Annotated in this window: 23 protein-coding genes; 11 read left to right on the plus strand and 12 right to left on the minus strand. The window is 40.7% G+C overall.

All coding sequences use genetic code 11. From position 1 onward, the window contains the following. Positions 1–124: 124 nt before the first annotated feature. From H1225_RS14770 to H1225_RS14785, 4 genes are all read left to right on the plus strand, one after another. A complete protein-coding gene (locus H1225_RS14770; RefSeq protein ID WP_115065681.1) occupies positions 125–1564 on the plus strand; it encodes a DUF4026 domain-containing protein in 1440 nt (479 codons plus the stop codon). Between the two features lie 398 nt (positions 1565–1962). Next, positions 1963–2199: a ferrous iron transporter A gene (gene feoA / locus H1225_RS14775; RefSeq protein WP_161707234.1), complete on the plus strand. Its 237-nt coding sequence runs from the start codon at positions 1963–1965 to the stop codon at positions 2197–2199. A 48-nt stretch (positions 2200–2247) separates the two neighbouring features. Continuing rightward, positions 2248–4575 (plus strand): Fe(2+) transporter permease subunit FeoB, encoded by a 2328-nt coding sequence (feoB, locus tag H1225_RS14780; RefSeq protein ID WP_006534548.1) that lies wholly within the window; start codon positions 2248–2250, stop codon positions 4573–4575. A 19-nt stretch (positions 4576–4594) separates the two neighbouring features. Next, positions 4595–4825 carry a FeoC-like transcriptional regulator gene (locus H1225_RS14785; protein ID WP_006534547.1) on the plus strand — a complete coding sequence of 77 codons (231 nt, stop codon included), beginning with the start codon at positions 4595–4597 and terminating at the stop codon, positions 4823–4825. Between the two features lie 96 nt (positions 4826–4921). Here the strand turns inward: H1225_RS14785 and bioH are convergent, their stop codons facing one another. Further along, the gene (gene bioH / locus H1225_RS14790) at positions 4922–5689 is read right to left on the minus strand and encodes a pimeloyl-ACP methyl ester esterase BioH (protein WP_006534546.1); all 768 of its coding nucleotides are present in this window, start codon (positions 5687–5689) and stop codon (positions 4922–4924) included. Positions 5690–5726: 37 nt separating this feature from the next. On the opposite strand from bioH, the gene gntX reads away from it, so the two are divergent. From gntX to glpD, 6 genes are all read left to right on the plus strand, one after another. Beyond that, positions 5727–6419: a DNA utilization protein GntX gene (gntX, locus tag H1225_RS14795; RefSeq protein WP_072064903.1), complete on the plus strand. Its 693-nt coding sequence runs from the start codon at positions 5727–5729 to the stop codon at positions 6417–6419. Positions 6420–6479: 60 nt separating this feature from the next. Next, positions 6480–7058 (plus strand): Fe-S biogenesis protein NfuA, encoded by a 579-nt coding sequence (nfuA, locus tag H1225_RS14800; protein WP_006534544.1) that lies wholly within the window; start codon positions 6480–6482, stop codon positions 7056–7058. 179 nt (positions 7059–7237) lie between these two features. Next, complete coding sequence (gene glpE / locus H1225_RS14805; protein ID WP_006534543.1) at positions 7238–7564, plus strand: thiosulfate sulfurtransferase GlpE; 327 nt, start codon at positions 7238–7240, stop codon at positions 7562–7564. A 19-nt stretch (positions 7565–7583) separates the two neighbouring features. Next, on the plus strand, positions 7584–8423 hold the full coding sequence (gene glpG / locus H1225_RS14810) for a rhomboid family intramembrane serine protease GlpG (RefSeq protein WP_109399129.1): 840 nt from the start codon (positions 7584–7586) through the stop codon (positions 8421–8423). A gap of 38 nt (positions 8424–8461) precedes the next feature. Continuing rightward, complete coding sequence (locus H1225_RS14815; protein WP_006534541.1) at positions 8462–9220, plus strand: DeoR/GlpR family transcriptional regulator; 759 nt, start codon at positions 8462–8464, stop codon at positions 9218–9220. Positions 9221–9529: 309 nt separating this feature from the next. Then, positions 9530–11023, plus strand: coding sequence for a glycerol-3-phosphate dehydrogenase (glpD, locus tag H1225_RS14820; protein ID WP_006534540.1), 1494 nt, complete (start codon positions 9530–9532; stop codon positions 11021–11023). A 113-nt stretch (positions 11024–11136) separates the two neighbouring features. Here glpD and H1225_RS14825 read toward each other — a convergent pair whose 3' ends face one another. After that, a complete protein-coding gene (locus H1225_RS14825; RefSeq protein ID WP_072064908.1) occupies positions 11137–11499 on the minus strand; it encodes a DUF488 domain-containing protein in 363 nt (120 codons plus the stop codon). Between the two features lie 278 nt (positions 11500–11777). Here H1225_RS14825 and metF point away from each other — a divergent pair, with 278 nt between their 5' ends. After that, the gene (metF, locus tag H1225_RS14830; RefSeq protein ID WP_109399131.1) at positions 11778–12677 is read left to right on the plus strand and encodes a methylenetetrahydrofolate reductase; all 900 of its coding nucleotides are present in this window, start codon (positions 11778–11780) and stop codon (positions 12675–12677) included. A gap of 50 nt (positions 12678–12727) precedes the next feature. On the opposite strand, the gene H1225_RS14835 is transcribed toward metF, so the two are convergent. The 10 genes from H1225_RS14835 to H1225_RS14880 form a co-directional block, all read right to left on the minus strand. Continuing rightward, a complete protein-coding gene (locus tag H1225_RS14835) occupies positions 12728–13318 on the minus strand; it encodes a DUF4291 domain-containing protein (protein ID WP_006534535.1) in 591 nt (196 codons plus the stop codon). 255 nt (positions 13319–13573) lie between these two features. Further along, on the minus strand, positions 13574–14578 hold the full coding sequence (locus tag H1225_RS14840; protein WP_006534534.1) for a LacI family DNA-binding transcriptional regulator: 1005 nt from the start codon (positions 14576–14578) through the stop codon (positions 13574–13576). A 56-nt stretch (positions 14579–14634) separates the two neighbouring features. Then, positions 14635–16152, minus strand: coding sequence for a tripartite tricarboxylate transporter permease (locus tag H1225_RS14845; RefSeq protein ID WP_006534533.1), 1518 nt, complete (start codon positions 16150–16152; stop codon positions 14635–14637). A gap of 19 nt (positions 16153–16171) precedes the next feature. Continuing rightward, the gene (locus tag H1225_RS14850) at positions 16172–16633 is read right to left on the minus strand and encodes a tripartite tricarboxylate transporter TctB family protein (protein ID WP_006534532.1); all 462 of its coding nucleotides are present in this window, start codon (positions 16631–16633) and stop codon (positions 16172–16174) included. Between the two features lie 61 nt (positions 16634–16694). Continuing rightward, complete coding sequence (locus H1225_RS14855) at positions 16695–17669, minus strand: tripartite tricarboxylate transporter substrate binding protein (protein WP_228407144.1); 975 nt, start codon at positions 17667–17669, stop codon at positions 16695–16697. Between the two features lie 20 nt (positions 17670–17689). Further along, positions 17690–18742, minus strand: coding sequence for a sialidase family protein (locus H1225_RS14860; protein WP_006534529.1), 1053 nt, complete (start codon positions 18740–18742; stop codon positions 17690–17692). 22 nt (positions 18743–18764) lie between these two features. After that, positions 18765–19694 (minus strand): dihydrodipicolinate synthase family protein, encoded by a 930-nt coding sequence (locus H1225_RS14865; protein WP_109399133.1) that lies wholly within the window; start codon positions 19692–19694, stop codon positions 18765–18767. Between the two features lie 10 nt (positions 19695–19704). Next, complete coding sequence (locus H1225_RS14870; RefSeq protein WP_006534527.1) at positions 19705–21351, minus strand: hypothetical protein; 1647 nt, start codon at positions 21349–21351, stop codon at positions 19705–19707. A 50-nt stretch (positions 21352–21401) separates the two neighbouring features. Continuing rightward, on the minus strand, positions 21402–22988 hold the full coding sequence (locus tag H1225_RS14875) for an FGGY-family carbohydrate kinase (protein ID WP_109848014.1): 1587 nt from the start codon (positions 22986–22988) through the stop codon (positions 21402–21404). Between the two features lie 544 nt (positions 22989–23532). Next, positions 23533–24285 (minus strand): ABC transporter ATP-binding protein, encoded by a 753-nt coding sequence (locus tag H1225_RS14880; protein WP_115065683.1) that lies wholly within the window; start codon positions 24283–24285, stop codon positions 23533–23535. Positions 24286–24287 lie beyond the last annotated feature (2 nt).

Here is a 24287-nt window from a genome sequence, read left to right on the forward strand (position 1 = left end):
CATTAATTTTTATTATCAACAATAGATTAAATAACCCTCACAAGCTCAGATAACTCCATCTATTCCTCTCTTGTTATCCCTGATATCCTATTTTTCTATCTTTAATATACGAGTGATAAAAAATATGGATAACAGACAGCAGTACTTAGATATCGCAGCCGGGCAAGGAGAAAAAGTGCCCTCTCGTATAGTGGCCTTCCCTGCACAGCCACTAAACTATGCGCTTATTGAACAACGTCTAGACGAACAGACAGATTACACTGATGGTGAAATAAATTATCTCAGTGAAAATATTGATGACGGTTTTTTCTATCGTTGCCAACATGGTGATGACGAGTTACATTTTTTTGTCTGTCTTTACCCTCGTGATGAAAATTACGAAATACGCCCAATGTATTCAACAGATGAACTTACCCCGCAATTATTAGCGCACGCAAATGCCACAACTCAAGATTTATTGTTGGAAACACTGTTTACTGAAACCTTGCATCCTTTAGCGAGTTATCGCCATCAACTGAATTTTCTTAATATCATCGCACCCGAAATAGTTTTAGCATTAGATGAATCAGCGGCAGGTAAAGCATTAACGCCTGAGTGGATACGCTTCCAATTAGAAACGCCCGATCTTTATCCTGAAGTAGAAAGCTTATATGTTATTCATGCTGTCTATGACACAGAAAATGAACCACCAACCATGTTCTGGTTCCATACACATGGATTAGCTCGTTGTGGTTTAACAGAAGTCGATTTAGTTATTCCAAGTATGCTTGAATCTTACTATGGTATTCCTGATCTCTTCCGTTGCTTTGTTAATAACAGCATTAATCATCGCCAAATTGCATTTGGTGAACCAATGCTTTGCGGTCAAACATCATCAGGCTTGGAGTATCTTGTCGCATTACCTTTTGAAGAAGGTATTCGCCATATTAATCAATCAACACCACTCGAAAGCCTTAGACCTTTAGAAGAGATGCGTTACGACACGGAAGGTGCACCACACGGCGTTTTCTTGGGTGATTTGGCCGATCGTGATGAATATCATCAACATCCTTCTTCTATGCTATTTAGAACCAATGAAGAAAATCCTGTTTTAGAAACCTTCTTTAAAGGTTATGAAGAGCAGCAAGCGATGATGCTACTGCGTAGCAATGAAGAAACCTATGAGATGTCTGAAAAAGCCAAGCGACGTTGGGAATACTTCGTTTCTATGTTTGATAACTACAATCAACCACCTGTTGAGAAAAAAAGTGGGTTTCTCTCCAAGTTATTAGGAAAAGACAAACCCGAAGAGACCGAAAACCCGTGGCAATTTATGATCAAATTCGGCATTCCTTATGGTGAAGAGGAAGAGCTAGAGCATATGTGGTTTGTGCCACAGTCTCGTGATGGAGACACTGTTTATGCAAAATTACTCAATGTGCCATTTTATGTGAAAGAGATGCAAGAAGGTGAAATCTATCCCATCAATATAGATTTAATTACTGATTGGGTCGTTTCATTTGAAGGTGATAGCTATACCCCTAACAATATTTACCAGCTTTTTAGCCACCAGCAAACTCACTAATTAGTAGGCATTCACAATAACAACGCGAGCTTTTTTACTTAAGCTCGCGATCTTCATATTCTTGAAATCTACGTTTATCTTGTTCCCTGTTAATACTATTAATTGATTATTATTTTATTGCTACATCGACATCTCAACACTTCACATTTTGTTTTTGTCTAGTAACAGATAGAGAAAACAGCCTGATTTCCTCCCAATATCTTTTCTCTGGTTGATTTAAATCAAGTGCAGATAAGTGTAGTCTAGGCTAAATTATACCCAATAAGGATAATTATAATTCTCATTAGCATTAAAAATATTTATTATAATTATCCTGACTATTATTATGTGAATTCTCATACGCGTTAATAATTATCAGTATCATTATTTTTTGTATCAACATTCGTGGAAGGACGATTATGTCTCTGATCCCAAATCACAGTTATAAAATCTTGAGCTACTCACCTCAGATTAGCCCTGCATACAGACAGAAATTGTTATCTTTAGGTATGTTACCTGGCGCTGTGTTTAACGTTATTCGTATCGCACCACTGGGTGATCCTATTCAAATAGAAACGCACCGAGTCTCCCTAATTTTAAGAAAAAAAGATCTCGCATTCATTAATCTTAGCGAAGTAGTTCATAGCGAAAAATAATCGTTATTTCTCATTCAACCTGGCAAGACAACTATTGGCATCACTATTATGACTCCTCTCACTATAGGCCTTATCGGTAATCCCAATGCCGGTAAAACAACACTCTTTAATCAGTTAACAGGCTCTCGTCAGCGTGTGGGTAACTGGGCGGGTGTAACGGTCGAACGTAAAGTTGGTCGTTTCACAACTGCAAATCATAAAATTGAGCTCGTCGATTTACCCGGAACTTACTCTTTAACGACAATCTCAGAACAGACATCGCTTGATGAGCAAATCGCCTGCCATTTCATTTTAAGTAATGAAGCTGACATGTTGATTAACGTGGTTGATGCATCAAACCTTGAGCGTAACCTCTATTTGACATTGCAACTGCTTGAGCTTGGTATTCCGTGTATCGTGGCATTAAACATGCTCGATATTGCAGAACACCAAGATATGCAAATTGATATCAAGGCACTTTCAGAACATTTGGGTTGTCCTGTTATTCCAATGATTTCAACCAAAGCATCTGGCATTGATAAGCTCAAAGAAGCCATTGATACCTTCCCGGCTGAAAAGAAAAAACCACAAGAATTACTCACTTCTTATCCACTATGGTTATTAAATGAAGTTGAGGTACTTGCTGAAAAAATTAATCATGATGAGTTTAATTTACAGCAACGTCGTTGGATGGCATTACAGTGTTTAGAGGGCGATATTTATACTCACCAACGAGCTCAAATCACGAGTGAAGATATCAAAAACATCCGCCAACGCATTCAAGACGAACAGAATAATGAACCAGAATTAGTCATTGCGGATGCCCGTTACCAAAATATTGAGCGCATCTGTCATACCGTGATCAATATGGAGTCCATTAAGCCGAATATTCTGACACAAAATATCGATAAAGTGATATTAAACCGTTGGTTAGGTGTTCCTATCTTCCTGTTTGTTATGTATTTAATGTTCGTTCTAGCAATTAACATTGGTGGTGCATTACAACCTGCTTTTGAAGGTGGCTCCGAAGCTATCTTTATTCATGGTATTCAATGGGTTGGTGCAACGTTTAACTTCCCTGAATGGCTGACAATTTTCCTTGCTCAAGGTGTCGGTGGCGGTATCAATACTGTTCTTCCATTGGTGCCACAAATCGGGATGATGTACCTCTTTTTATCTATCCTTGAAGACTCAGGTTATATGGCTCGTGCCGCATTTGTTATGGATAGATTGATGCAAGCTCTGGGATTGCCGGGTAAATCATTCGTACCACTGATTGTCGGTTTTGGTTGTAACGTACCTTCCATTATGGGTGCGCGTACTCTAGATGCACCCAGAGAGCGATTGATCACCGTATTAATGGCACCGTTTATGTCTTGTGGTGCTCGTTTAGCGATCTTCGCGGTATTTGCGGCAGCTTTCTTTGGTAAAAACGGCGCGAGTGTTGTTTTCTCGCTTTATCTTCTGGGTATTGTGGTTGCTATCCTCACAGGCTTGTTGCTAAAACACACCATTATGCGCGGCGAAGCGTCACCTTTCGTGATGGAACTGCCTGTTTATCATGTTCCTCACCTAAAAACGTTACTAATGCAAACTTGGCAACGTTTAAAAGGCTTCGTGGTACGTGCGGGTAAAGTCATTATTATTGCCAGTATGTTTATCGGTGCATTAAATAGCTTCACTTTCTCAGGTAAGCCTGCCGATAACATCAATGACTCTGCATTGGCAGAGGTCAGTAAAGTGATCACACCATTATTGCAACCTATTGGTGTTCATAACGATAACTGGCAAGCAACGGTAGGTTTAGTCACCGGTGCAATGGCAAAAGAAGTGGTTGTGGGAACATTAAATACCCTTTATACCGCGGAAAGCATTGTGAACGAGCCTTTTGATCCTGAAGAATTCGATCTGTGGGGTGAAATTGGTGACGCCTTTGGTGAAACATGGGATAGCTTAAAAGAGACTTTCACGCTAGCTGCACTTTCTAATCCAATTGAAGCAAGTAAAGGTGATGGTGAAATGGATACCGGCACAATGGGAACTATGGGGGCAAAATTTGGCTCCGGCATTGCTGCATACAGCTATTTAATCTTTGTTTTACTGTATGTGCCTTGTGTTTCAGTGATGGGTGCTATTGCGCGTGAAACCAGTCGTGGCTGGATGACCTTCTCTATTCTTTGGGGATTAAATATTGCTTACTCACTGGCTGCGCTGTTCTATCAAACCGCAACCTTTAGCGAGCATCCACAAAGTAGTGGTATCACCATTGCGGCTGTAGTTATCTTCAACTTAATTTTGTTTATCTTGTTGCGTAATGCCCGTAATCGTCTAACAATTAACTTAAGCAATAAACCTTCATTGGCTAAACAATGTTGTTCAAAAGGTAGTTGTCACTAAGTGACCAAGGAAAAGTAAGATGGCTAGTTTGATAGAAGTACGTGATTGTATCGCCCTTAATGGTCGAGCCGATGCCCGTCTTATCAGCCATCAACTCAATATGCCTGAACCGTTGGTGCAAGCAATGTTAGAGCGGCTCACATTGATGGGTAAGCTTCAAGAGGTAGATGTCGAGGATTGTCTTACGGGCAGTTGTAAAAGTTGCCCTGAAGCCACCGCCTGCCAGACAAAGCTTTATCAATTACGCTAACAATAATAGTGTATAACCGACTTAAATCCCCTATTTTTATAGGGGATTTTTCTATCATCACACTCGGTTCTATCTTGCTTGGTGCATAATAGTAGTTCATTCTTTACATGCGTGAATAAGTGCGTCACTAAATTCATCTGGATGTGAAATAAACGGTGCATGAGCCGCATTACGGAAAATAACCGAAGGTGATTGTGGATAAATAGCATCTAATAACCCAGCTACTTTTCGAGGTACTAACCCATCTAAATAACCGTAAAAACGAATAAAAGGGCAACTCAGCATTTTCAACTCTTCTCGTAAATCCTCAGTACGCAGAATTTCTAATCCTCCATTAAGCACTTCAACAGAAGGAAGAGGTTGTTCTAATACCACTGATTTTAATGCCTTCATATCTTCACGCGCACTTTGAGTACCTAATGTTTGCAGTGCTAAAAAGCGCTCAACTGTACGATGAAAATTCTCATTTAACTGCTGTTCAAACCCTCTTAAAACCTCAGGTTTGATACCAGGCCAATCGTCATGAGCACCAAAACAAGGTGAAGAAGCTACGGTAATCAACGCTTGCACATTATTAGGATTATCTAAAACAACACGGCTCGCGACTAATCCACCTAGAGACCATCCTAGCCAAATAGCATTAGCAGGCGCTTTTGTAAAAACAATCTCTGCCATCTCTTTTAATGTGAGGGCAGGAAAACCTTGGCTACGCCCATAACCCGGTAAATCAACAAGATGCAGTGTAAAATGCGAGCTTAGCCGCGGTATTAATGATTGCCAGACCTCGGCATTCAATCCCCACCCGTGTAATAGCACAAGATCTGTTTTTCCTTCACCGATTGTCTGCCAATACAATTTATTCATTGTTATGATCTCTTCTCTTAATACAGGGATTTTGATTATGTGGATAACAATAGCAGGATATTGTTGGTTATGTCGCCAACCCTTACATTATGATACTAAAGGTATTTGTTCGAGTTGTATTCGCTATTTACCTAAACAACATAACCGTTGCCCATGCTGTTTATATCCCTCATCTCACGCTATGATGCTATGTGGGCGCTGCTTACAATCGCCTCCACCATGGAAACAGATGTTGACAGTCACAGACTATCAACCTCCATTAAATAAATTATTACACCTTTATAAATACCAACCTCGCCCTCAAATAGCTTTATGTCTCGCACGACTTTTTCTATTGCGATGGCTTTCACATCATAGAGAAAATGGGGTGCAGAAACCCGATAGAATTATTAGCGTTCCTTCGCATCGCCATCGCCGTTGGTCTAGGGGCTTTGAGCAAGTAGAAGCGATTGCTAAGCCTTTGGCAAGGTGGCTAAATTGTGCTTATCAACCAGATACCCTGATAAGAACTCGTGCTACACTGGTGCAAACGCATCTTAATGCCAAGCAAAGGCAACAAAATTTAAAGAATGCATTTATATTAAATAACACAGTGTCGGTATCAGGGAAAAATCTGGCACTAATTGATGATGTTATCACTACAGGCGCGACATTAAAGAGTATTGTCCCCTTGTTATTTCGTGCGGGAGCACGCTCTGTTGAGGTATGGGCGATTTGTCGAACCTTGTAGTTAACCGCCAATTGGGCGTATGATAACCAACCAGAACAGTCAACTATTGAGCAAGACGATATGATTATTATTACTGATGCCGCACAGGCGCATTTTGCCAAACTACTGGCTAACCAAGAACCCAACACCCAAATTCGCGTATTCGTTATCAATCCAGGCACACCTAATGCTGAATGTGGCGTTTCATACTGCCCACCTGATGCCGTAGAACCAAACGATACTGAAATTAAGTTCGAAAAACTTTCTGCGTATGTTGATGACATCAGCGCACCTTTCTTAGAAGATGCAGAAATTGATTTTGTTACTGACCAACTAGGCTCACAATTAACCCTGAAAGCACCTAACGCAAAAATGCGTAAAGTCGATGCTGATGCACCATTAATTGAACGCGTAGAATACGTACTACAATCACAAATTAACCCACAATTAGCAGGGCATGGTGGTCGTGTTAGTCTAATGGAAATCACAGAAGATGGTTATGCTATCTTACAATTCGGTGGTGGGTGTAACGGTTGTTCAATGATTGATGTCACATTAAAAGATGGTATCGAAAAAGAACTGTTAAACCAGTTCCCAAATGAATTAAAAGGTGTGAAAGACTTAACTGAACACCAACGTGGTGAACATTCCTACTACTGATCCTTCAGTATCACATCCCCTATGATACTCACCTGCACGGATATCATGGGGGATTTGTTTATTAAAATAATCATTTACAAAGTATAACGTCATCTTTACCTATTTGACGTTATGATAAATGTACCGTTCTCTCGCTCAGAACAAATAAATCAATTAACAATATAATAAATAAGACAATTATGGATAAGTTTCAATTTCTCAGCATTGAACAAGCCTATCAATTCTGGACATCTCAATCGGCAATCTTAGTTGATGTTAGAGATCCTCAGAGTTACCGCATGGGTCATGCTACCGGCGCATTTCATCTCACCAATGATACGCTAAACAAATTTTTACAAGATGCTGACTTTGATGTGCCTGTGATGGTGATGTGTTATCACGGTCATAGCAGTCAAGGAGCAGCTCAATATCTGGTCAATATGGGCTTTGAAACCGTTTACAGTGTTAATGGTGGTTTTGAAGCATGGCTAAGAGAGTTTCCACAAGCGATAACCTCTCTGCAATAACTACAGATGAGTTTTGTTAATGATCCACATTATTACGCTTTCTAACCCTCAAGCAGCTGATTTATTTGTCAATTATATGGCAACAAAAGGTGTGCGAATTCACGCAAAAAATGAAAATCAGCAGATCTCACTTTGGTTAGAAGACCAACATCAATTGGATATGGTTGAAAAAGAACTCAATACTTTTTTACGCGAGCCTTTTCACCCACGTTACCAAGCCGCAAGTTGGCAAACCGGTAATCCGCAAAATACGGGTATCAAATATCGCCCAGCTTTTTCGATAAAAAATATGGTGCAACGTTCAGGGCCGTTAACGGTACTGGTGATTATTTTATGTATCCTCGTTTTTATCTGGCAACAAGTGGTTGGTGACTATGATGTCATGCTCCATTTAGCATGGCCTTATGAAGAGAGCTTAAACCTTGAAGTTTGGCGCTATATTACCCCAGCGTTTATTCATTTTTCACTGATGCATATCGCCTTCAACCTTGCTATGTGGTGGTATCTCGCAAGTCAAACAGAGCAACAATTAGGCACCGGTAAATTATTTGTGATCATGCTCGTTTCTGCGCTCTTTAGTAATTGGGCACAATCCTTGTTTACAGATTCCAACTTTGGTGGGCTTTCTGGCGTTGTTTACGCATTAATTGGCTATGTCGGTTTAACAGGAATACGTAATCCAGAAAAAGGTATTGGCGCTCCAACAGGTTTAATCGTCTTTTCAATTTTGTGGATTGTTGCTGGTTATATGGGCGTTTTAGGTGACTCTATCGGGAATGCTGCACATTTTGCAGGCTTCCTTATCGGCTTATTGATGGCTTTGTGGGATAATCGACATCAATTATCTCGTAGATCATAATAAAATTAACATGATATTTTTAACATTAGGGGATACCTGTGAAGCAAACGCAACGACATGATGCCATCATTGAACTGGTACGCCTACAAGGCTATGTCAGCACTGAAGAATTGGTGGAGCATTTTGAAGTCAGCCCACAGACCATCCGACGTGATTTAAATGAATTAGCGGAAAAGAACAAAATCCAACGTCATCACGGTGGTGCGGCATTACCTTCAAGCTCAGTGAATACGGCTTATCATGATCGTAAAATTATGTGGTCTGATGAAAAATCACGTATCGCACAACGAGTAGCAAGCTTAATTCCTGATGGTGCAACACTGTTTATTGATATCGGTACAACACCTGAAGCGGTCGCACATGCATTAATTAACCACAAAAACCTACGTATCGTGACCAACAATCTCAATGTGGCAACGTTACTGATGGGCAAAGAAGACTTTCGCTTAATTCTTGCGGGTGGTGAAGTACGTACACGAGATGGTGGCATTGTCGGTGAAGCGACACTTGATTTTATCTCTCAATTCCGTCTTGATTACGGTATTTTAGGGATAAGCGGTATTGATATGGATGGTTCTCTACTTGAGTTTGATTACCATGAAGTTCGCACTAAACGCGCAATTATCGAAAATTCACGCTGTGTAATGTTGGTGACTGATCATTCTAAGTTTGGTCGTAATGCGATGGTGAATTTAGGTAATATGAATCTAATCGATTACTTATTTACCGATCAAGAACCCCCCGCAGGGATCCAAAAAATTGTTGAGCAACACAACGTTCAACTCGAATTATGTTAATTGAATAAATTCCTCAAAAAGTACCTTATCAGGTACTTTTTTTTCGCCTATTTCCTACTAAACTCAGATTAAGCCATTCTATTTGCTCTCATTTTTGATCTGTCTACACTCTTTTTCATTAATACATGAACAATGTTGCTTATTATTAATAAACCCACAAAAAATGTGGATATGATAATAAATTGTTACCCATATCACGCGGTTATGTTTTTTATCAGTTATATAGTTGGCATTTTCATCAAACTTTATTACAATTGTGAGCGAAAACGAACATTAAAGAATTATTTCGCGCATTCGTAGGAGGATGTTATGAAAACTCAAGACTTGATTGTCATCGGCGGCGGGATAAACGGCGCTGGAATTGCGGCGGATGCAGCTGGCCGAGGCCTTTCAGTACTTATGCTGGAAGCTCAAGACTTAGCAAGTGCGACATCTTCCGCGAGCTCTAAACTTATTCATGGTGGTTTACGTTATTTAGAACACTACGAATTCCGCTTAGTTAGCGAAGCACTGGCAGAGCGTGAAGTATTATTACGCTTAGCACCACATATCGCATTTCCAATGCGGTTCCGCCTGCCACATCAAGCACACTTACGCCCAGCTTGGATGATCCGTATTGGTCTATTCCTTTATGATCATTTAGGAAAACGTGTCAGTCTACCAAGCAGTAAAGGCATTAAATTTGGTGCAAACTCTGTTTTAAAACCAGAATTAACACGCGGTTTTGAATATTCAGATTGTTGGGTTGATGATGCACGTTTAGTGGTACTCAATGCACAAGAAATCGTCCGTCGTGGTGGTGAAGTGCGTACTCGCACAAAAGTAACCCGCGCTTGGCGTGAAAATAATTTGTGGATGGTAGAAGCGCAAGATTTACGTACTGGTAAAACATCGCTTTATCAATCAAAAGCTCTTGTCAATGCGGCTGGTCCTTGGGTTAAAACCCTGTTTGACGAAGGCTTAAAACTGAAATCACCTTATGGTATCCGCTTAATTAAAGGTAGCCATATTGTTATTCCTCGTGCTCATAACGAACCACAAGCTTATATTTTACAAAACGAAGATAACCGTATTGTCTTCGTTATTCCTTGGATGGATGAATTCTCTATCATCGGTACTACGGATGTTGAATATAAAGGTGATCCTAAAGATGTCGCTATTGATGACAACGAAGTTCAGTATTTACTGAAAGTTTATAACGATCACTTTAAAAAGCAGTTAACCAAAGAAGATATCGTTTGGAATTACTCTGGTGTACGCCCATTGTGCGACGACGAATCCGATTCACCACAAGCGATAACCCGTGATTACACCTTAGATGTTCACGATGATAATGGTCAAACACCACTATTATCTGTATTTGGTGGTAAATTAACGACTTATCGTAAATTAGGCGAACACGCCGTTGATAAACTCGTAAGCTACTTCCCTAACATGGGTAAACCGTGGACCAAAAATGGTCAATTACCGGGTGGTAATTTAGAAGGTTGTGATCGTGATGGTTATTCACGTTTAATTCGTCAACGTCATCCTTGGTTACCTGAAGCACTGGCGCTGCGTTTTGCCCGCACTTATGGTAGCAACACTGAATTACTGCTTGAAGGTATTACTGATTTAGCCGGTATGGGCGAAAACTTCGGTCATAATCTGTATGAAGCAGAATTACGTTATTTAGTGAAACATGAATGGGTTATCGAAGTTGATGATGCGATTTGGCGTCGTACCAAACTCGGCATGTGGCTAGATGACGAACAAAAACAACGTATTAGTCAATGGTTAGCGGCTAATACACAAAATTCATAAGAATAGTCACCCTATTCTCTGACTCTGTTCGATGTTTTTATTAGCAATTTTTGTGGCGCCTAATACCGCGCCACTTTTTTTTGCTTTTTTTACCAAAACGCTAAAATTATTCATCATTGATCATGAGTTAACTGCTTTTCTAGAAAAGCTTTTAACACTGTTGCATTATTTTGTTGCTCGTCTTTACCTGAATAAAGTAATACCAGCGGTTGCTTTTTGGCTATTGCGACAAGTGATTGCCAATGTTCAGGTGCAGCCATTAATTCTTGCGTATAACGTTGCCTGAATTCAGTAAAATCGCCCCCTCCGCCATGAAACCATTTTCGTAATTCAGTCGAAGGCGCGACACCTTTATTCCATTCATCATAATGAAAATCGGTCTTTTTCACACCCCTTGGCCAGAGCCTATCGACTAACACACGATAACCTTCATGCTCGCCGTCTTTATCATCATAAACACGTTTACAAGTGATCATTTCGCCTCTCATCAATACGTTAGTTAACTTTATTGTAGAAGAAAAATGAGAAGATTGACCTCTCAATACGCTCATTTTCATCATAGAGTCTCTTTCAACATGAAATTTTCTCTCCTTTTGATTGAATTATCCTCATCAAAAACAAGGTGAATAGTTGTTGACTAAATAACCTAATTAAGAGAATCTACATCTAGACGTCTAAATGGTTAGATGGGTAACTAGGTAGTGATACTTAAATAAGAATAACAACACAGTGACATGATTGATGAGGTATAGGTATGAGCTTTTATCACGCAAGCCAACATGAAGCATTAAACCAAAATCTTGCCGAACTTGATGGCCAGATCCAAGTTTCTTTTGAGTTTTTCCCACCTCGTACCGAAGAGATGGAAAATACTCTTTGGCAATCTCTTGCGCGCTTAAATACCTTAAAACCGAGCTTTGTTTCTGTGACTTATGGTGCAAACTCAGGCGAGCGAGATAGAACGCACTCGATTATTAAAGGGATCAAAGAGCGTACAGGATTAGAAGCCGCACCGCATTTGACTTGCGTTGATGCTAGCCGTGAAGAACTACAGCATATCGCACAAGATTATTGGCAAAGTGGTATTCGCCATATTGTTGCCTTACGAGGTGATTTACCGGACAACACTCAAAAGCCCGATATGTACGCCACCGATTTAGTTCATTTACTCAAAGGCGTGGGTGATTTTGATATCTCCGTTGCAGCTTATCCTGAAGTCCATCCTGAAGCAAAAAGCGCACAAGCGGATTTAATTAACTTAAAAAGAAAAGTCGATGCGGGAGCAAATCGCGCCATCACTCAGTTCTTCTTTGATGTCGAAAGCTATTTACGTTTTCGTGATCGCTGTGTTTCAACAGGTATTGATGTGGAAATTGTGCCAGGTATTTTACCTGTCACTAATTTTAAACAGTTAAAACGCTTTGCCGATTTAACCAATGTAAAAATTCCGGGATGGATGCATAAAATGTTTGATGGGTTAGATAATGATCCTGAAACCCGTAGTCTGGTAGGTGCATCAATTGCAATTGATATGGTGAAGATCTTAAGCCGAGAAGGCGTCAAAGACTTCCATTTTTATACACTTAATCGCTCAGAACTGACCTATGCTATTTGCCATACGCTAGGCGTTCGTCCTGAACTGGTACAAGCCTGATCCTAACTTACAATTACCCCGCTAATTAAGCGGGGTGACATCGTGATAGATTACTCACCAAAGTGATATGGCTTTTCTACTGGCAATAGGCTGTATGCGGTGTCGAGATCACCATTAGCAATACAATTATCTATTTTACGTGCCTTATCGGTAATATCCGTAATATTCACAATCCACTCTTGGCAATATTTTTCAACTGCTTGATTTCGCAAACCAATTTGGATAGTGCGATAACTGAGTCGATTCAGATAAATATCACGTTCAGGATCCCACTGAATACGGATATTACTGGTTTCTGATGCCGCTTTCCAAGCCTCAGCACTGACATAGCGGTCTGGGTCAAAATGACTCACAACACCTTGTGTCAGCATCTCTTGAAAGCCTTCATGGGTAATATCAACGGCAAGAATAGAAGCTTGGTTAGCATCTTTACGTCCCCAACCAGAACGGTACATCATCCAAAGAAAGGAAGGTTTTACCCAAGTCATGCGGGTCATACTAAAGGGGGGCGAAACAAATGTTCCGTTTGCGACTGCGCTCTGAGCAATAGTATTTGAATAGGCTTGATAAACACGAACAAAATCATTCGTATAATATGCCCTTACTTCGCATTCAGGACATCGGTCAACATCATCGTTCATCTTTCTTTAATATCCTTTTATATTAATAAAATGGAACTATCCGCTTAAATTATGAGCCTCTGATTACAGATAATCAAGAGTCCCTATTTTTTATAAGGCTATATAAATAGCGTAACGCGTGCCCACAGAAATAAAAAAAGAATAACAATAAAACGAGCAGACTCATGTTCCTATTGTATTTTATTTATACAGTGATAAGTCAATTAATCTTGCTAATCTACTCACAAAGTGAGGCGAATAAGCAATTTAATTGACTCACTGGGTAGAGATTAGGCGCTCGATAAGCTGCGTTTTGATAAGTGAAGGGGATTTCACGGTATTACCTGAAATTTTTGCCGTCATGATTTCAAACGCTTTTTCGACTAATAAAGCCTCATCTTGCTTCATTGACCACACGTTATTAGGTAAAAAGCTCAACATCACATGATCATCGAAGGTACCAATATGGAGGTGAGCAGGAATAACACCTTCACGCTGACGAATAACACTCAATAGACCTTCAAGAATAGGCAGTGATGAGGCAATAAAATGAGTCGGTATTTGCTGATGTTGCTCTAAATACTGTTTCATCATTTGTTCGCCATCTTTGGTCGTATTCTGTTCTGCATAAGAGACCGTGACACGACTATCATCGCCATAATGCTCTTTTATCGCTTGCACATAACCGCGCAAACGCGCTGCAATCGTAGGCAGTAATGCATCTCCCGCAAAAAAATGGATTGGTGCATCTTGCTTTATCATCGCTCTTGTCAGTTGAGCACCACTGTCACAGTTATCTGAAGCGACACAAATAGCCTCACTCACAGAGAAATCTCTATCTAAAAATACCAATGGTTTTTGACGATGCTTAACATGGTGTAGCTGATTTTTGCGGCTTGATGAAACAATGAAAATACCATCAACATTGCGTTCATCCATTGATTTAACAAGCTTATTTTCATTTTTGATATCACCATAGGTACAGCTAATTGTTAGCTGGCAACCAATTTGGTGACAATGCATCTCTAATTTTTCTGCTAAAGCGGCGAAGAATGGGTTAGAAAGACGAGGGATAACCAATCCGTAGGTATCTGTTTTATTCAGCTTTAAACTTCTAGCTGCATGATTGACGGTATAGCCAAACACCTCAACATAGTCCGCTATTTTCTTTTGCGTTTTTGCACTGATCCGGTATTGATCACCTTTGCCATTTAATACCAATCTGACTGTGGTAATAGACAAATTCAGGTCATTTGCAATCTGTTCAACTGTTTTTGCCATTAATATTCCATTATTGATATTGTGCCCTCATCGTAATGATGAGGGCCTGTTAACCTTTACTGAGCAGGCTTAGCTCGGTATTTCTTCCACATCGCTTTTAACGAAGGTCCAATAATGGGTAGGATCAACGTCAGTATCGCAATACCTAAGAATGTCGCTGTAATCGGGCGTGTATACAGGATAGATAAATCACCCTGAGACATCATTAAAGCACGACGTAAGTTTGATTCTGCCATCGGCCCTAAGATAATCCCGATAACCACAGGAGACATGGAAAAATCGAGCTTAATCATAATGTAAGCGAGCAATCCTGCCCCCATCATCACAAATACATCGATGATACTATGGTTCACAGAATAAGCACCGACACTACATAATACAAAGATAATAGGTACTAATACACGGCGTGGCACATCCATCACTCGAACAAAGAGTTTCATACATAAGAAACCTAAGATACCGAGGAAAATATTCGCCATCATCAAGCCAATAAAAATACTGTTTACTTCAACGGGATTGTCCGTAAAAAGCTGAGGCCCCAATGCCAATCCTTGAACCATAAACGCACCCATAATAATGGCGGTTGCGCCATCACCTGGGATACCTAAGGTCATTAACGGCACCATGGTTCCGCCTGTGACTGAGTTTGCACCAGCCTCTGGTGCAGAAACACCTTCTGGTGAGCCGTGACCAAATTCTTCAGGGTGTTTAGACCAACGTTTCGCTTCGTTATAAGAGATAAATGATGAGATATCTCCGCCCGTTCCCGGAATAGCCCCAATCGTTGTACCAATGGCAGATGAACGAAAATAAGTTGGTAATACACGTTTAAAATCAGCCCATGTCGGTAATACACGGTGAATACGTGCGTTAATTTTTTCGCTCTTCTTCTGTTTGCGTTCACGGTACTCTTCTTCAAAGCTAATAAGTCCTTGAGAGAAAGCAAACAGACCCACCAAGATAGGGATAAACGAAACGCCACCCATTAGGTAAACGGTATCAAAGGTGAAGCGAGGCCCAGATGTCATTGGATCAAGACCAATAGTTGCAATCGCTAAACCTATCGCACCACCCATTAATCCTTTCACAATCGATTGCGATGATACACTGGTAATAATACTTATGCCAAATACAGCGAGCGCAAAATATTCAGCCGCCGAGAAACCCGTCGCCACTTTTGCTAATTGAGGCGCAATAACAATCAGGGCGATCGTACTAAAGACGCCTCCAAACATAGAGCCCATCGTAGATAAACCCAACGCTCTGCCTGCTTCCCCTTTTTTCGCCATTGGATAACCGTCCAATACCGTTGCAGCGGAAGCGGGAGTACCCGGCGTACTAATCAATATCGCAGTAATTGAGCCGCCATAAACGGCACCACAATACATGCCTAATAACAGGAGGATCCCTGTCATTCCTTGGAAGGAATAAGTTAATGGGAGAAGTAATGCAATCCCCATATTCACTGTTAAGCCTGGTAATGCGCCGATAATAATACCCGCGAACACCCCTAACAGGATCATCGTTATCGTTTCCAGACTGAAAACGACCATTAAAGCGTCTAGTATTTCCATCTCAAAGCTCCTTTACCGCTTACTCAAAAAAGACGGAGGTTGGCAGAGGTGAATTAAAGATAATGTCAAAGAAGACATAAACGACGGCAACTATTACAACCGGAATAACAACCAATGCAATAGGTTTTCTTTCATTCATCAGCCACATAATGATCGGGATAAGAAGCAGTGACGGAATAATAAAGCCAAAAAAGTGCAGGCCTGTGGCATAGACCAACATAAAGAGGCCCAAACCGTAAGCGCGTTTAACTGCAGTAGAACTCAGGTCAACAGACTGGTGTACATGTTTGATTTTATCAACCACAACACTGATCCATTGAAAAATCCCCAGTAAAATAAATAAGATGGCTAAACCGTAAGGCCAGAAACGTTCCCCTGGTACACCATAATCATCAAACATGCTCATATCACGGGAGAGATAGATAATTAGTGCCCCGAAAGCCACTGAAATCGCACCGATGATTGTATTGATTTTTGTCATGTCGGGATCTCCCCGACCCTACCTGCCGTAACAGGTAGGGTGGTTTATAATAATAGAAAGGTTATTTTTTCAGGGTTGTTGAAATTAACTCAGCATACATCTCGTGGTCTTCTTTCATCATTTGGTAAGCATCGTCACCAGTGATGAATACAGGCATAATACCTTGTTTTTTCAATGCTTCTTGATATTCAGGTTTTTGAACCACTTCAGAGAATGCATCCACTAACTCTTTCTTCACGTTATCAGGTACATTAGCGGTTGTTGCTAATACAGCCCAAGCACGCATTTTCACGTTAGTATCTAATTTCAATGCTTCTTTGAAAGTCGGTACTGCTGGGAATAATGGGAAACGACGTTCATCCATTACACCAAGAACACGTAAAATACCCGCATCAACTTGAGATTTAACCGCACCTGGTGTGGTTAATACGCCATCAATGTGATTACCCACTAATGCTGCGATTGAAGGACCTGTACCTTCGTTATAAGGGATATGGTTAAATTTAGCGCCAGTAGTACGTTCGATATTCACGCCCGCTAAGTGATAAATAGCACCCATACCCGAGTTACCGACTTTCAGTTTACCCGGATTCGCTTTCGCGCCATCGATAAACTCTTGTAACGTGGTGTAAGGTGATTCTGCATTAACAACTAATACCACTGGGTCGGCAATAGTTGTTGCGATTGGGGTAAAGTCTTTATAAGTAACAGGTGATTTTCCTTGGTGTGGGAACATCGCCAATTCGACGGTTGTCATCACTAATTTTGTGCCATCTGGGCGCGCATTAGCAACTTCAATCAGACCCGTTAAACCATTACCAGCAGGCTTATTCACAGGAACGAAGATACGTCCAGCTGGCATAACATCTTTTGCAAATTCAATGATAGTACGAGCAGAAGTATCAGTACCACCGCCCGGATTTTTCGGGATGACAACATCAATATTTTTTGTAGGATACGTTAACTGTTGGGCAACAGCATTCCCCATGCCCAGTGTCATCGTAATCGCCAACGCTGCGAGTAGACTCTTTTTCATAAAACCCTTTCTCCACATTTTTATTGAGTAGCCATTAATTGCTGATAAACAATGTTTTTTCGATTCCAAGTAAAGGTCACGTGTAGGGTATTGTTTTCAGCAATAATAGCCGGATATGAAAATTCGCCTTCCCCATCGAGTAAATCGAATGGTTCAGACCAAGTACTGCCATTATCGGATGAAAGACTGACAGAGATAGGATAACGACGGCTCCAGTTACCTGAATTCGGGTTATACACCAATGCCAGTTGACCATCTGCGAAGGAGACGACATCAATGCCGCTATTATTATTTGGTAATATTGTTGCATAAGCCGGACACCAACTGCGCCCATAATCCGTTGAATCGCTACGATAAATAGTACCGCGCGTACTCCGCATCATGGCATGCACATGCCCAGGCTGGGATTCCCATAGTGTTGGCTGTATCACGCCATCCCATTGAAAAACGCGTTGTAGATCAGTCTCCCATAGGGCATCGTCCTTTAAACCCTGCCAGATTTCATGTTCCGTCTGCCCACCTTTATGATGTTCAATCGGAATATCCACTCGCAACCAGTGTTGACCGTTGTCACTTGAAATATCGACAAACGCATCCCAGAATTGATCATCCTCAACCGATCCTGGTGCCAACCACTCGCCATTCGACATCACTAATACTTTGTTCTTCACAGGACCTCTAGGTGCTACATCACCAGAAACCAATTCACTCGGTAAACTCCAGCTATTTCCGCCATCCTTCGAGATAACGTATTGGGTCGTCCAACTATGTACATCGGGACCCGTTTTATAAAACAGCCAGATATTACCTGTTGATGGGTCAACATGTAAAACTGGATTCCAGTGTGCAACACCCGGATTTTTAACAACAGGTTGAGCGTGTTGCCAATGATCACCCTCTTTCATCACTAGCCAGATAGCGGTATTACCGCTACCTTCTTTATCGCCAGCGAAAAAAGCGGTTAACAAACGCTCAGAGTTAGGCACACGCACAATCGTTGAAGCATGGCAGTGATTAAAAAGTGAATGTGCATTATCAAGCACAAACTGGGTTTCCTTCATCACGAAAGGCATATTCCTACTCCTGTGTCCTAAATTAATCTAACGAAAGCCACTTCTTCATATTCTCACCCAATGCAGTCATGCTATTGACGGCAGAAGGGAAAAATGAGTTTTCAAACTGACTGCTGTTACGGGAACGGCAGACCAGTGTGCTGAAGTTACCAATCAGGCGCTGATGATATTTAGCGCATGCTGGATAATCCAGTGTTTCGGTCATCGCTGCTGTTGATAAATAATCTGCTAACACCGCAGCCTGCTCTGGTTTATCTTTCCAATTCTCATAAAGCCAAACATAAAGCTCTGGATGGAAATTGGCCATAACACCGCTATATGCCTGACATCCTGCTTGGAATGAAGCTAATAGCGTTTGACTGTTGGCGTTTGCAAGATGCAAGCGAGTTCCTTTTGATAATGCCAAACGGCGCTCTATCATTGGTAGAGAACAACACGTATCTTTGATGAAAGTAAAGCGATCACTTTGTGCACACCACTCTACAATCTCTTCAGATAACAAGCGTTTGTAAGGATGAGGACATTCATAAATGCCCAAATCAATCTCTTTTGGTACCACATTGGTTAAGACTTGCAGTGTTTCCAGCGCTTTATCATCAGACTCACCAATAAGCGCTAAGCGATTACTGATCATAATGACGCCATCAACACCTGTACCTGCCATTGCCTGCAATTGTTCTTTTTGCTGGCTTAATGCGGTTGCAGTATGGCCAGAAGCCACTACAGGTACTCTTCCATCTGCTTTTTCAACGATAAAGCGGGTAAGTGCTTGAGTTTCCTCATCACTTAAATAAAACATTTCGCTTGATTGGCAGGCAGCAAAGAGTCCATGTACACCAGAATCGATATACCAGTCTACAAGGCGCTCTAATGACGCCCAATCAATCTCCCCTTTGGCATCAAAGGGAGTTAACATAACAGGCCAAACACCGACGTATTTTTGCTGGCTCATCATCAATTCCTTACAGTAAGTTAATGGCATCGCCTGCCACTTTCACTTGGATACCTTGAGTCAATGCTTGAGCAACGAATGCTTTAAGCACAAACGCCAATTTATCTTCATCAACATAAGCCACGGTAATGTGGTTACTTTGATGCCCCGCCATAAGGTCATCACGTGTTACGCCATCTAACGTACAGTTCAGTAATGGCCATTCGTAGTTAGTTGCTCTACGACGACGTTCAAATTCTGCTTCAGGTAATTCCACCGCTACGCCAGTACCAATATGCATAATTACATCAGTACCTTCATAGTGTGCACGCGCCCATAACAAACGCCCTGCTTTACCTTGACCTGCGATAGTTGATCCTCCTTTAGGGAAGAACATCGGAGGCTGACGATAACCTGTCGCACCTTTTAAGCCGCCTTTGAGGTGTTCAAAAGGAACCGATCCTGAAATTTCCATATCCCAGTAGAACGTGCCTTCATACTCACTACCCCAACGAATATCATGCAATGTGGTTTCAGCCGGTAATCCTAATGAGGTTAATAAACGCCATAACATCGTTTGAGGAATAGCCGTACCCATATCCACTTCGTTGATACAAGGAATTGGTGTATTAGGGCAGATAATCTCGCCGTTTTCATCTGGTAGTGGGAAACGCGCGGTTGAACCAATCGCACCTTCAGCAAAGTCAGACGCTGGGCAACAATCTTTTAAGCCCTGCTGATATTGCACACCCACCGCAGTTAAACCAAAACGTTTGACGAAACGCGCCATTGCAATCATCATGGCGCACTGCTCCATTACCTGTTCACGAGTGAGTTCAGTTTTGTCATCTTGACCAAACATAAACGTCATCCCGTTATCTTCGTACCACTGTAAACATGCCTCTCTTAATTCTGTCGGCACTTTCGCCATTTCGACCAGTAACGCAGATTGAGAAAGGGATTCAATTGGCATACCAATATTGATCATCGCCTGTTGTGGGAAGACCCCGTTAATCATTCCCATACAGAATGTATCGAACAAACCAATTATTTCTTTATTTTTAATTATATATTCGCCGACTTTACGACCCACTTCGCCAGCGTCTGTCGCCATTACCCTGTGTGTTGGCGCAATATCTGTAAGATAGCTAAGCTTATGATTTACATAACCATATTTTAACCAAGTCGCTAAGCCATCTACAAAAAATTCATCATCAAATTCTTCTGACCATAAACGTGAATAATTTTTACCTAAACTGGTCATCGTGCCCGCTAAACACAACATTCCTACCAAACCCGGCCATGTACCATCAAAGTTAGCTAGCAGTAAAATAGGACCACGATGGTGTGCTAATGAAGAGGCAATATGGTGTGAATATTGCCATGCAGTTAATAACACGATAACCGGCGCATCAGGATCGATAGCGGCAAACATGTCGCAACCTTCACGCTGACTACTGATAAAACCATGACCGCGAGCTTCATTAATTTCATGAGCACGCTTCATTTTGTAACCTTGAGCTTCTAATGCTGCAGCCAATTTATCTTCAAATTTTTTCTGTACAGGCCAGCATGTTACGTTTGCAGGCTCACGTAAGTCTGCGTTGGTGACCATCAGGATCTCTTTCTGACCTGCTGTGATGGTTGTTGGTAATTTTGGTAGATTTAAGTTCAACATAAGATATCCCTGGTGAGGTAAACTTGGTTCATAATCGGAAAAATTAGAGGTCAACAATCTGACATCATTTCGTTATAACGCTGCTGATCTTGATACATCTGCAAATAAACTTGATATTTAGCTTGATGGAAAGCAAACGTGTCGCTATCTGGTGTGATAATGCTGCCTTCTCGTACCATTGCGCTGGCAGCTTTTGAGAAATCATCAAAGGCTTTACACGCGACAGCACCGAGTAACGCAGCCCCTAAATTCACCGCATCTTCTTCTTGTGCTAAATGAATTTCACGACCTGTCGCATTGGCGTATTCGCGTAGCCACAATGGATTTTTCGTTGCTCCACCGCACATCACGATGCGATTGATTTGATGTCCAGCATCTTCAAGTGTGTCGATAATATGGCGTGTGCCATAAGCAATAGATTGCAGTGTTGCAAGATAATAACGAGCCAATGCAACACGACCACTTTCCAGTGTTAATCCGCTTACCATACCTTTTGCAGCAGGATTGGCGCGCGGAGAACGATTGCCATGATGATCAGCTAAAACATGAAACTGTGTCGTTGGATATTGTTCATTCTCTTCCAATTCAGCGACAGCTTCGTTTAATAAGGCATAGTAGTTAACGCCTTTTTCATTCGCTTCTTGCTCTAATTCAGCCCATGACTCATGACGGCGGATAGACCATTCAACTAACGCACCAGCGGCACTTTGACCACCTTCGTTTAGCCATAATTCGGGTAACATCGCGCCAAAGTAAGGTCCCCAAACACCGGGCACCATAATGGGATATTGGCTCACAATCATATGGCAGTTAGATGTACCACTGATAATTGCCAAACTCCCTTCAGGTTGTGATGCCGTTAATGCCAAGCCACCCGCATGTGCGTCAATAATGCCTGAAGCAACAATGACACCTGTGTGCAAGCCAAACGCATTGGCAACCGACTCATCTAAACAACCTGCTTGTTCACCCAATGCCAGAATGGTTTGTGGTACTTTTTCTAATAATTCATCCAAACCTACATCGGCTAACAAACTCTCACTGAATTGTCCCTGATGTGCTAAATAGTTCCATTTACAGGTTAATGTGCAGGTACTTGCTACATCTCCTGATGTTGCTTTCCAAACTAAAAAGTCTGCTAAATCAAAGAATCGCCATACATTTTGATAACGTTCTGGGTAATGGTTTTTCAACCACAGAATTTTTGGCAATTCCATTTCAATACTCACTTCACCACCGACATATCGCAGTGAAGGATCATTGGTCAGATTGATGGTGACCGTTTCTTGTACAGCTCGGTGATCCATCCACATGATGATATCTTGTTCAGTGTTACCGCTTGGTGAAACAGAAAGCCCTTTACCGTCCTTACCCACTGCAACTAAAGAACAAGTGGCATCAAAACCAATAGATTTCACATGGATAGGATCAATAGCAGATAACGCCACCGCCTCTTTTACGGTAGTGCAAACCTGCTGCCAAATATCGGTAGACGATTGCTCAACGAAATCCGTTTTTGGACGGAATTGAGCAATAGGGCGGACAGAAAAGCCCAAACGCTTTCCATTGCTATCAAATACCGCTGCACGGACACTGGCTGAGCCAACATCAACGCCAATAAAATATTGTTGTTCCATGCGAACCCTCATCATTTGCTAACGCTATGCTAATTTTTGCTACTTCGAGTTAGCAAGTTAATTCGAGCATGACGAAAAAACAATCACAATAAGAGTAGTTTGTGATGCAGATCTACATAGATAATTTAACTATATGATTTTATAGGTAATTTATTTATTTGGCTTTATGCATTATTTAGATGACGTACTGAATCGATTATGTTCGCTATGAAACTAACGAACATTTAATTAATAATGTAAGTAAAAACACTTAAAATAATATTAACGCCTCAACAATACCCTCTCTTCTATTAAAAGATATCTCACTAATAATGAAAGATATTATTCAAAAAATAATGAAATCAGGGAAAACAATAATATTCCTATTGCTATAACGCTCTATTACTTTATTTTTAATAAGTTAATTTAAATTTATATATTCATTTTTGGAGTGTTTGATCATGTTAAAAAATATTGCTGTCAGTCTCTCTCTACTACTTTTTCAGCGACATTAGCAGAAAAAGAATCACATCAAAAAATACTTAACAGTATTGCTGTTTATTAATTAGATAACAGATTGAATAAGTTTTTTAGAATAATCATGTGTAACATTACCTAGATTATTTACCTCACATAATTCAATTTTCTTACCTTGTAAAAAGAACATCACTTTATCGCAGAAATAAGCCACCGTTTGAATATCATGACTAATAAAAAGATAAGAGAGTGAAAATTCTTCTTTTAACTGTTTTAATAAATCTAATATTTGAACTTGAGTGGGAATATCTAAAGAGCTAAGCGCTTCATCTAATACAATAAGTTTTGGATAAGACGCTAATGCACGACATAAACATACCCGCTGAGCCTGACCACCAGACAGTTCAAATATATAACGGGTATAGCAACTTTTAGGTAATTCTACTTTATCTAAAAAAGCAAAAATAAGTGTTCTGAGTGCTTGATGGCGAATACTTGGATTAATGATTTTAATCGGCTCAGCAATAATTTCGCCTACCGTTAATGTCGGATTAACAGAAGTCAGATAATCTTGAAAAACGATACTGATTATACCTTGGCGATGAAGTCGTTTTGTAACGGGCTTATTATTTAAAGAGATAACACCACTATCAGGTAATTCTAATCCACAAATTAAACGAGCTAAGGTACTTTTACCACTACCACTTTCCCCTACTAAACCAAAAGTTTCTTGGGTATTTATATTAAAAGAAAGCGCATCAATAACCTTCACTTTTTCACCGAATAAAGTGTTATTTCTTTGAGTATAAAACTTACTGATATTCTCAACGTTTAATAACATAG

This window comes from Proteus penneri, from assembly GCF_022369495.1.
Lineage (GTDB): Bacteria > Pseudomonadota > Gammaproteobacteria > Enterobacterales > Enterobacteriaceae > Proteus > Proteus penneri.

Coding starts and splice junctions, on each gene's coding strand:
- H1225_RS14880 (WP_115065683.1), bottom strand. CDS start 24,285: ATGTTATTAAACGTTGAGAATATCAGTAAGTTTTATACTCAAAGAAAT.
- H1225_RS14875 (WP_109848014.1), bottom strand. CDS start 22,988: ATGGAACAACAATATTTTATTGGCGTTGATGTTGGCTCAGCCAGTGTC.
- H1225_RS14825 (WP_072064908.1), bottom strand. CDS start 11,499: ATGATCACTTGTAAACGTGTTTATGATGATAAAGACGGCGAGCATGAA.
- H1225_RS14855 (WP_228407144.1), bottom strand. CDS start 17,669: ATGAAAAAGAGTCTACTCGCAGCGTTGGCGATTACGATGACACTGGGC.
- H1225_RS14850 (WP_006534532.1), bottom strand. CDS start 16,633: ATGACAAAAATCAATACAATCATCGGTGCGATTTCAGTGGCTTTCGGG.
- H1225_RS14785 (WP_006534547.1), top strand. CDS start 4,595: ATGGCTAGTTTGATAGAAGTACGTGATTGTATCGCCCTTAATGGTCGA.
- feoB (WP_006534548.1), top strand. CDS start 2,248: ATGACTCCTCTCACTATAGGCCTTATCGGTAATCCCAATGCCGGTAAA.
- H1225_RS14845 (WP_006534533.1), bottom strand. CDS start 16,152: ATGGAAATACTAGACGCTTTAATGGTCGTTTTCAGTCTGGAAACGATA.
- H1225_RS14835 (WP_006534535.1), bottom strand. CDS start 13,318: ATGAACGATGATGTTGACCGATGTCCTGAATGCGAAGTAAGGGCATAT.
- nfuA (WP_006534544.1), top strand. CDS start 6,480: ATGATTATTATTACTGATGCCGCACAGGCGCATTTTGCCAAACTACTG.
- H1225_RS14865 (WP_109399133.1), bottom strand. CDS start 19,694: ATGAGCCAGCAAAAATACGTCGGTGTTTGGCCTGTTATGTTAACTCCC.
- metF (WP_109399131.1), top strand. CDS start 11,778: ATGAGCTTTTATCACGCAAGCCAACATGAAGCATTAAACCAAAATCTT.
- glpG (WP_109399129.1), top strand. CDS start 7,584: ATGATCCACATTATTACGCTTTCTAACCCTCAAGCAGCTGATTTATTT.
- glpD (WP_006534540.1), top strand. CDS start 9,530: ATGAAAACTCAAGACTTGATTGTCATCGGCGGCGGGATAAACGGCGCT.
- glpE (WP_006534543.1), top strand. CDS start 7,238: ATGGATAAGTTTCAATTTCTCAGCATTGAACAAGCCTATCAATTCTGG.
- H1225_RS14860 (WP_006534529.1), bottom strand. CDS start 18,742: ATGCCTTTCGTGATGAAGGAAACCCAGTTTGTGCTTGATAATGCACAT.
- H1225_RS14770 (WP_115065681.1), top strand. CDS start 125: ATGGATAACAGACAGCAGTACTTAGATATCGCAGCCGGGCAAGGAGAA.
- bioH (WP_006534546.1), bottom strand. CDS start 5,689: ATGAATAAATTGTATTGGCAGACAATCGGTGAAGGAAAAACAGATCTT.
- feoA (WP_161707234.1), top strand. CDS start 1,963: ATGTCTCTGATCCCAAATCACAGTTATAAAATCTTGAGCTACTCACCT.
- H1225_RS14870 (WP_006534527.1), bottom strand. CDS start 21,351: ATGTTGAACTTAAATCTACCAAAATTACCAACAACCATCACAGCAGGT.
- H1225_RS14840 (WP_006534534.1), bottom strand. CDS start 14,578: ATGGCAAAAACAGTTGAACAGATTGCAAATGACCTGAATTTGTCTATT.
- gntX (WP_072064903.1), top strand. CDS start 5,727: ATGTGGATAACAATAGCAGGATATTGTTGGTTATGTCGCCAACCCTTA.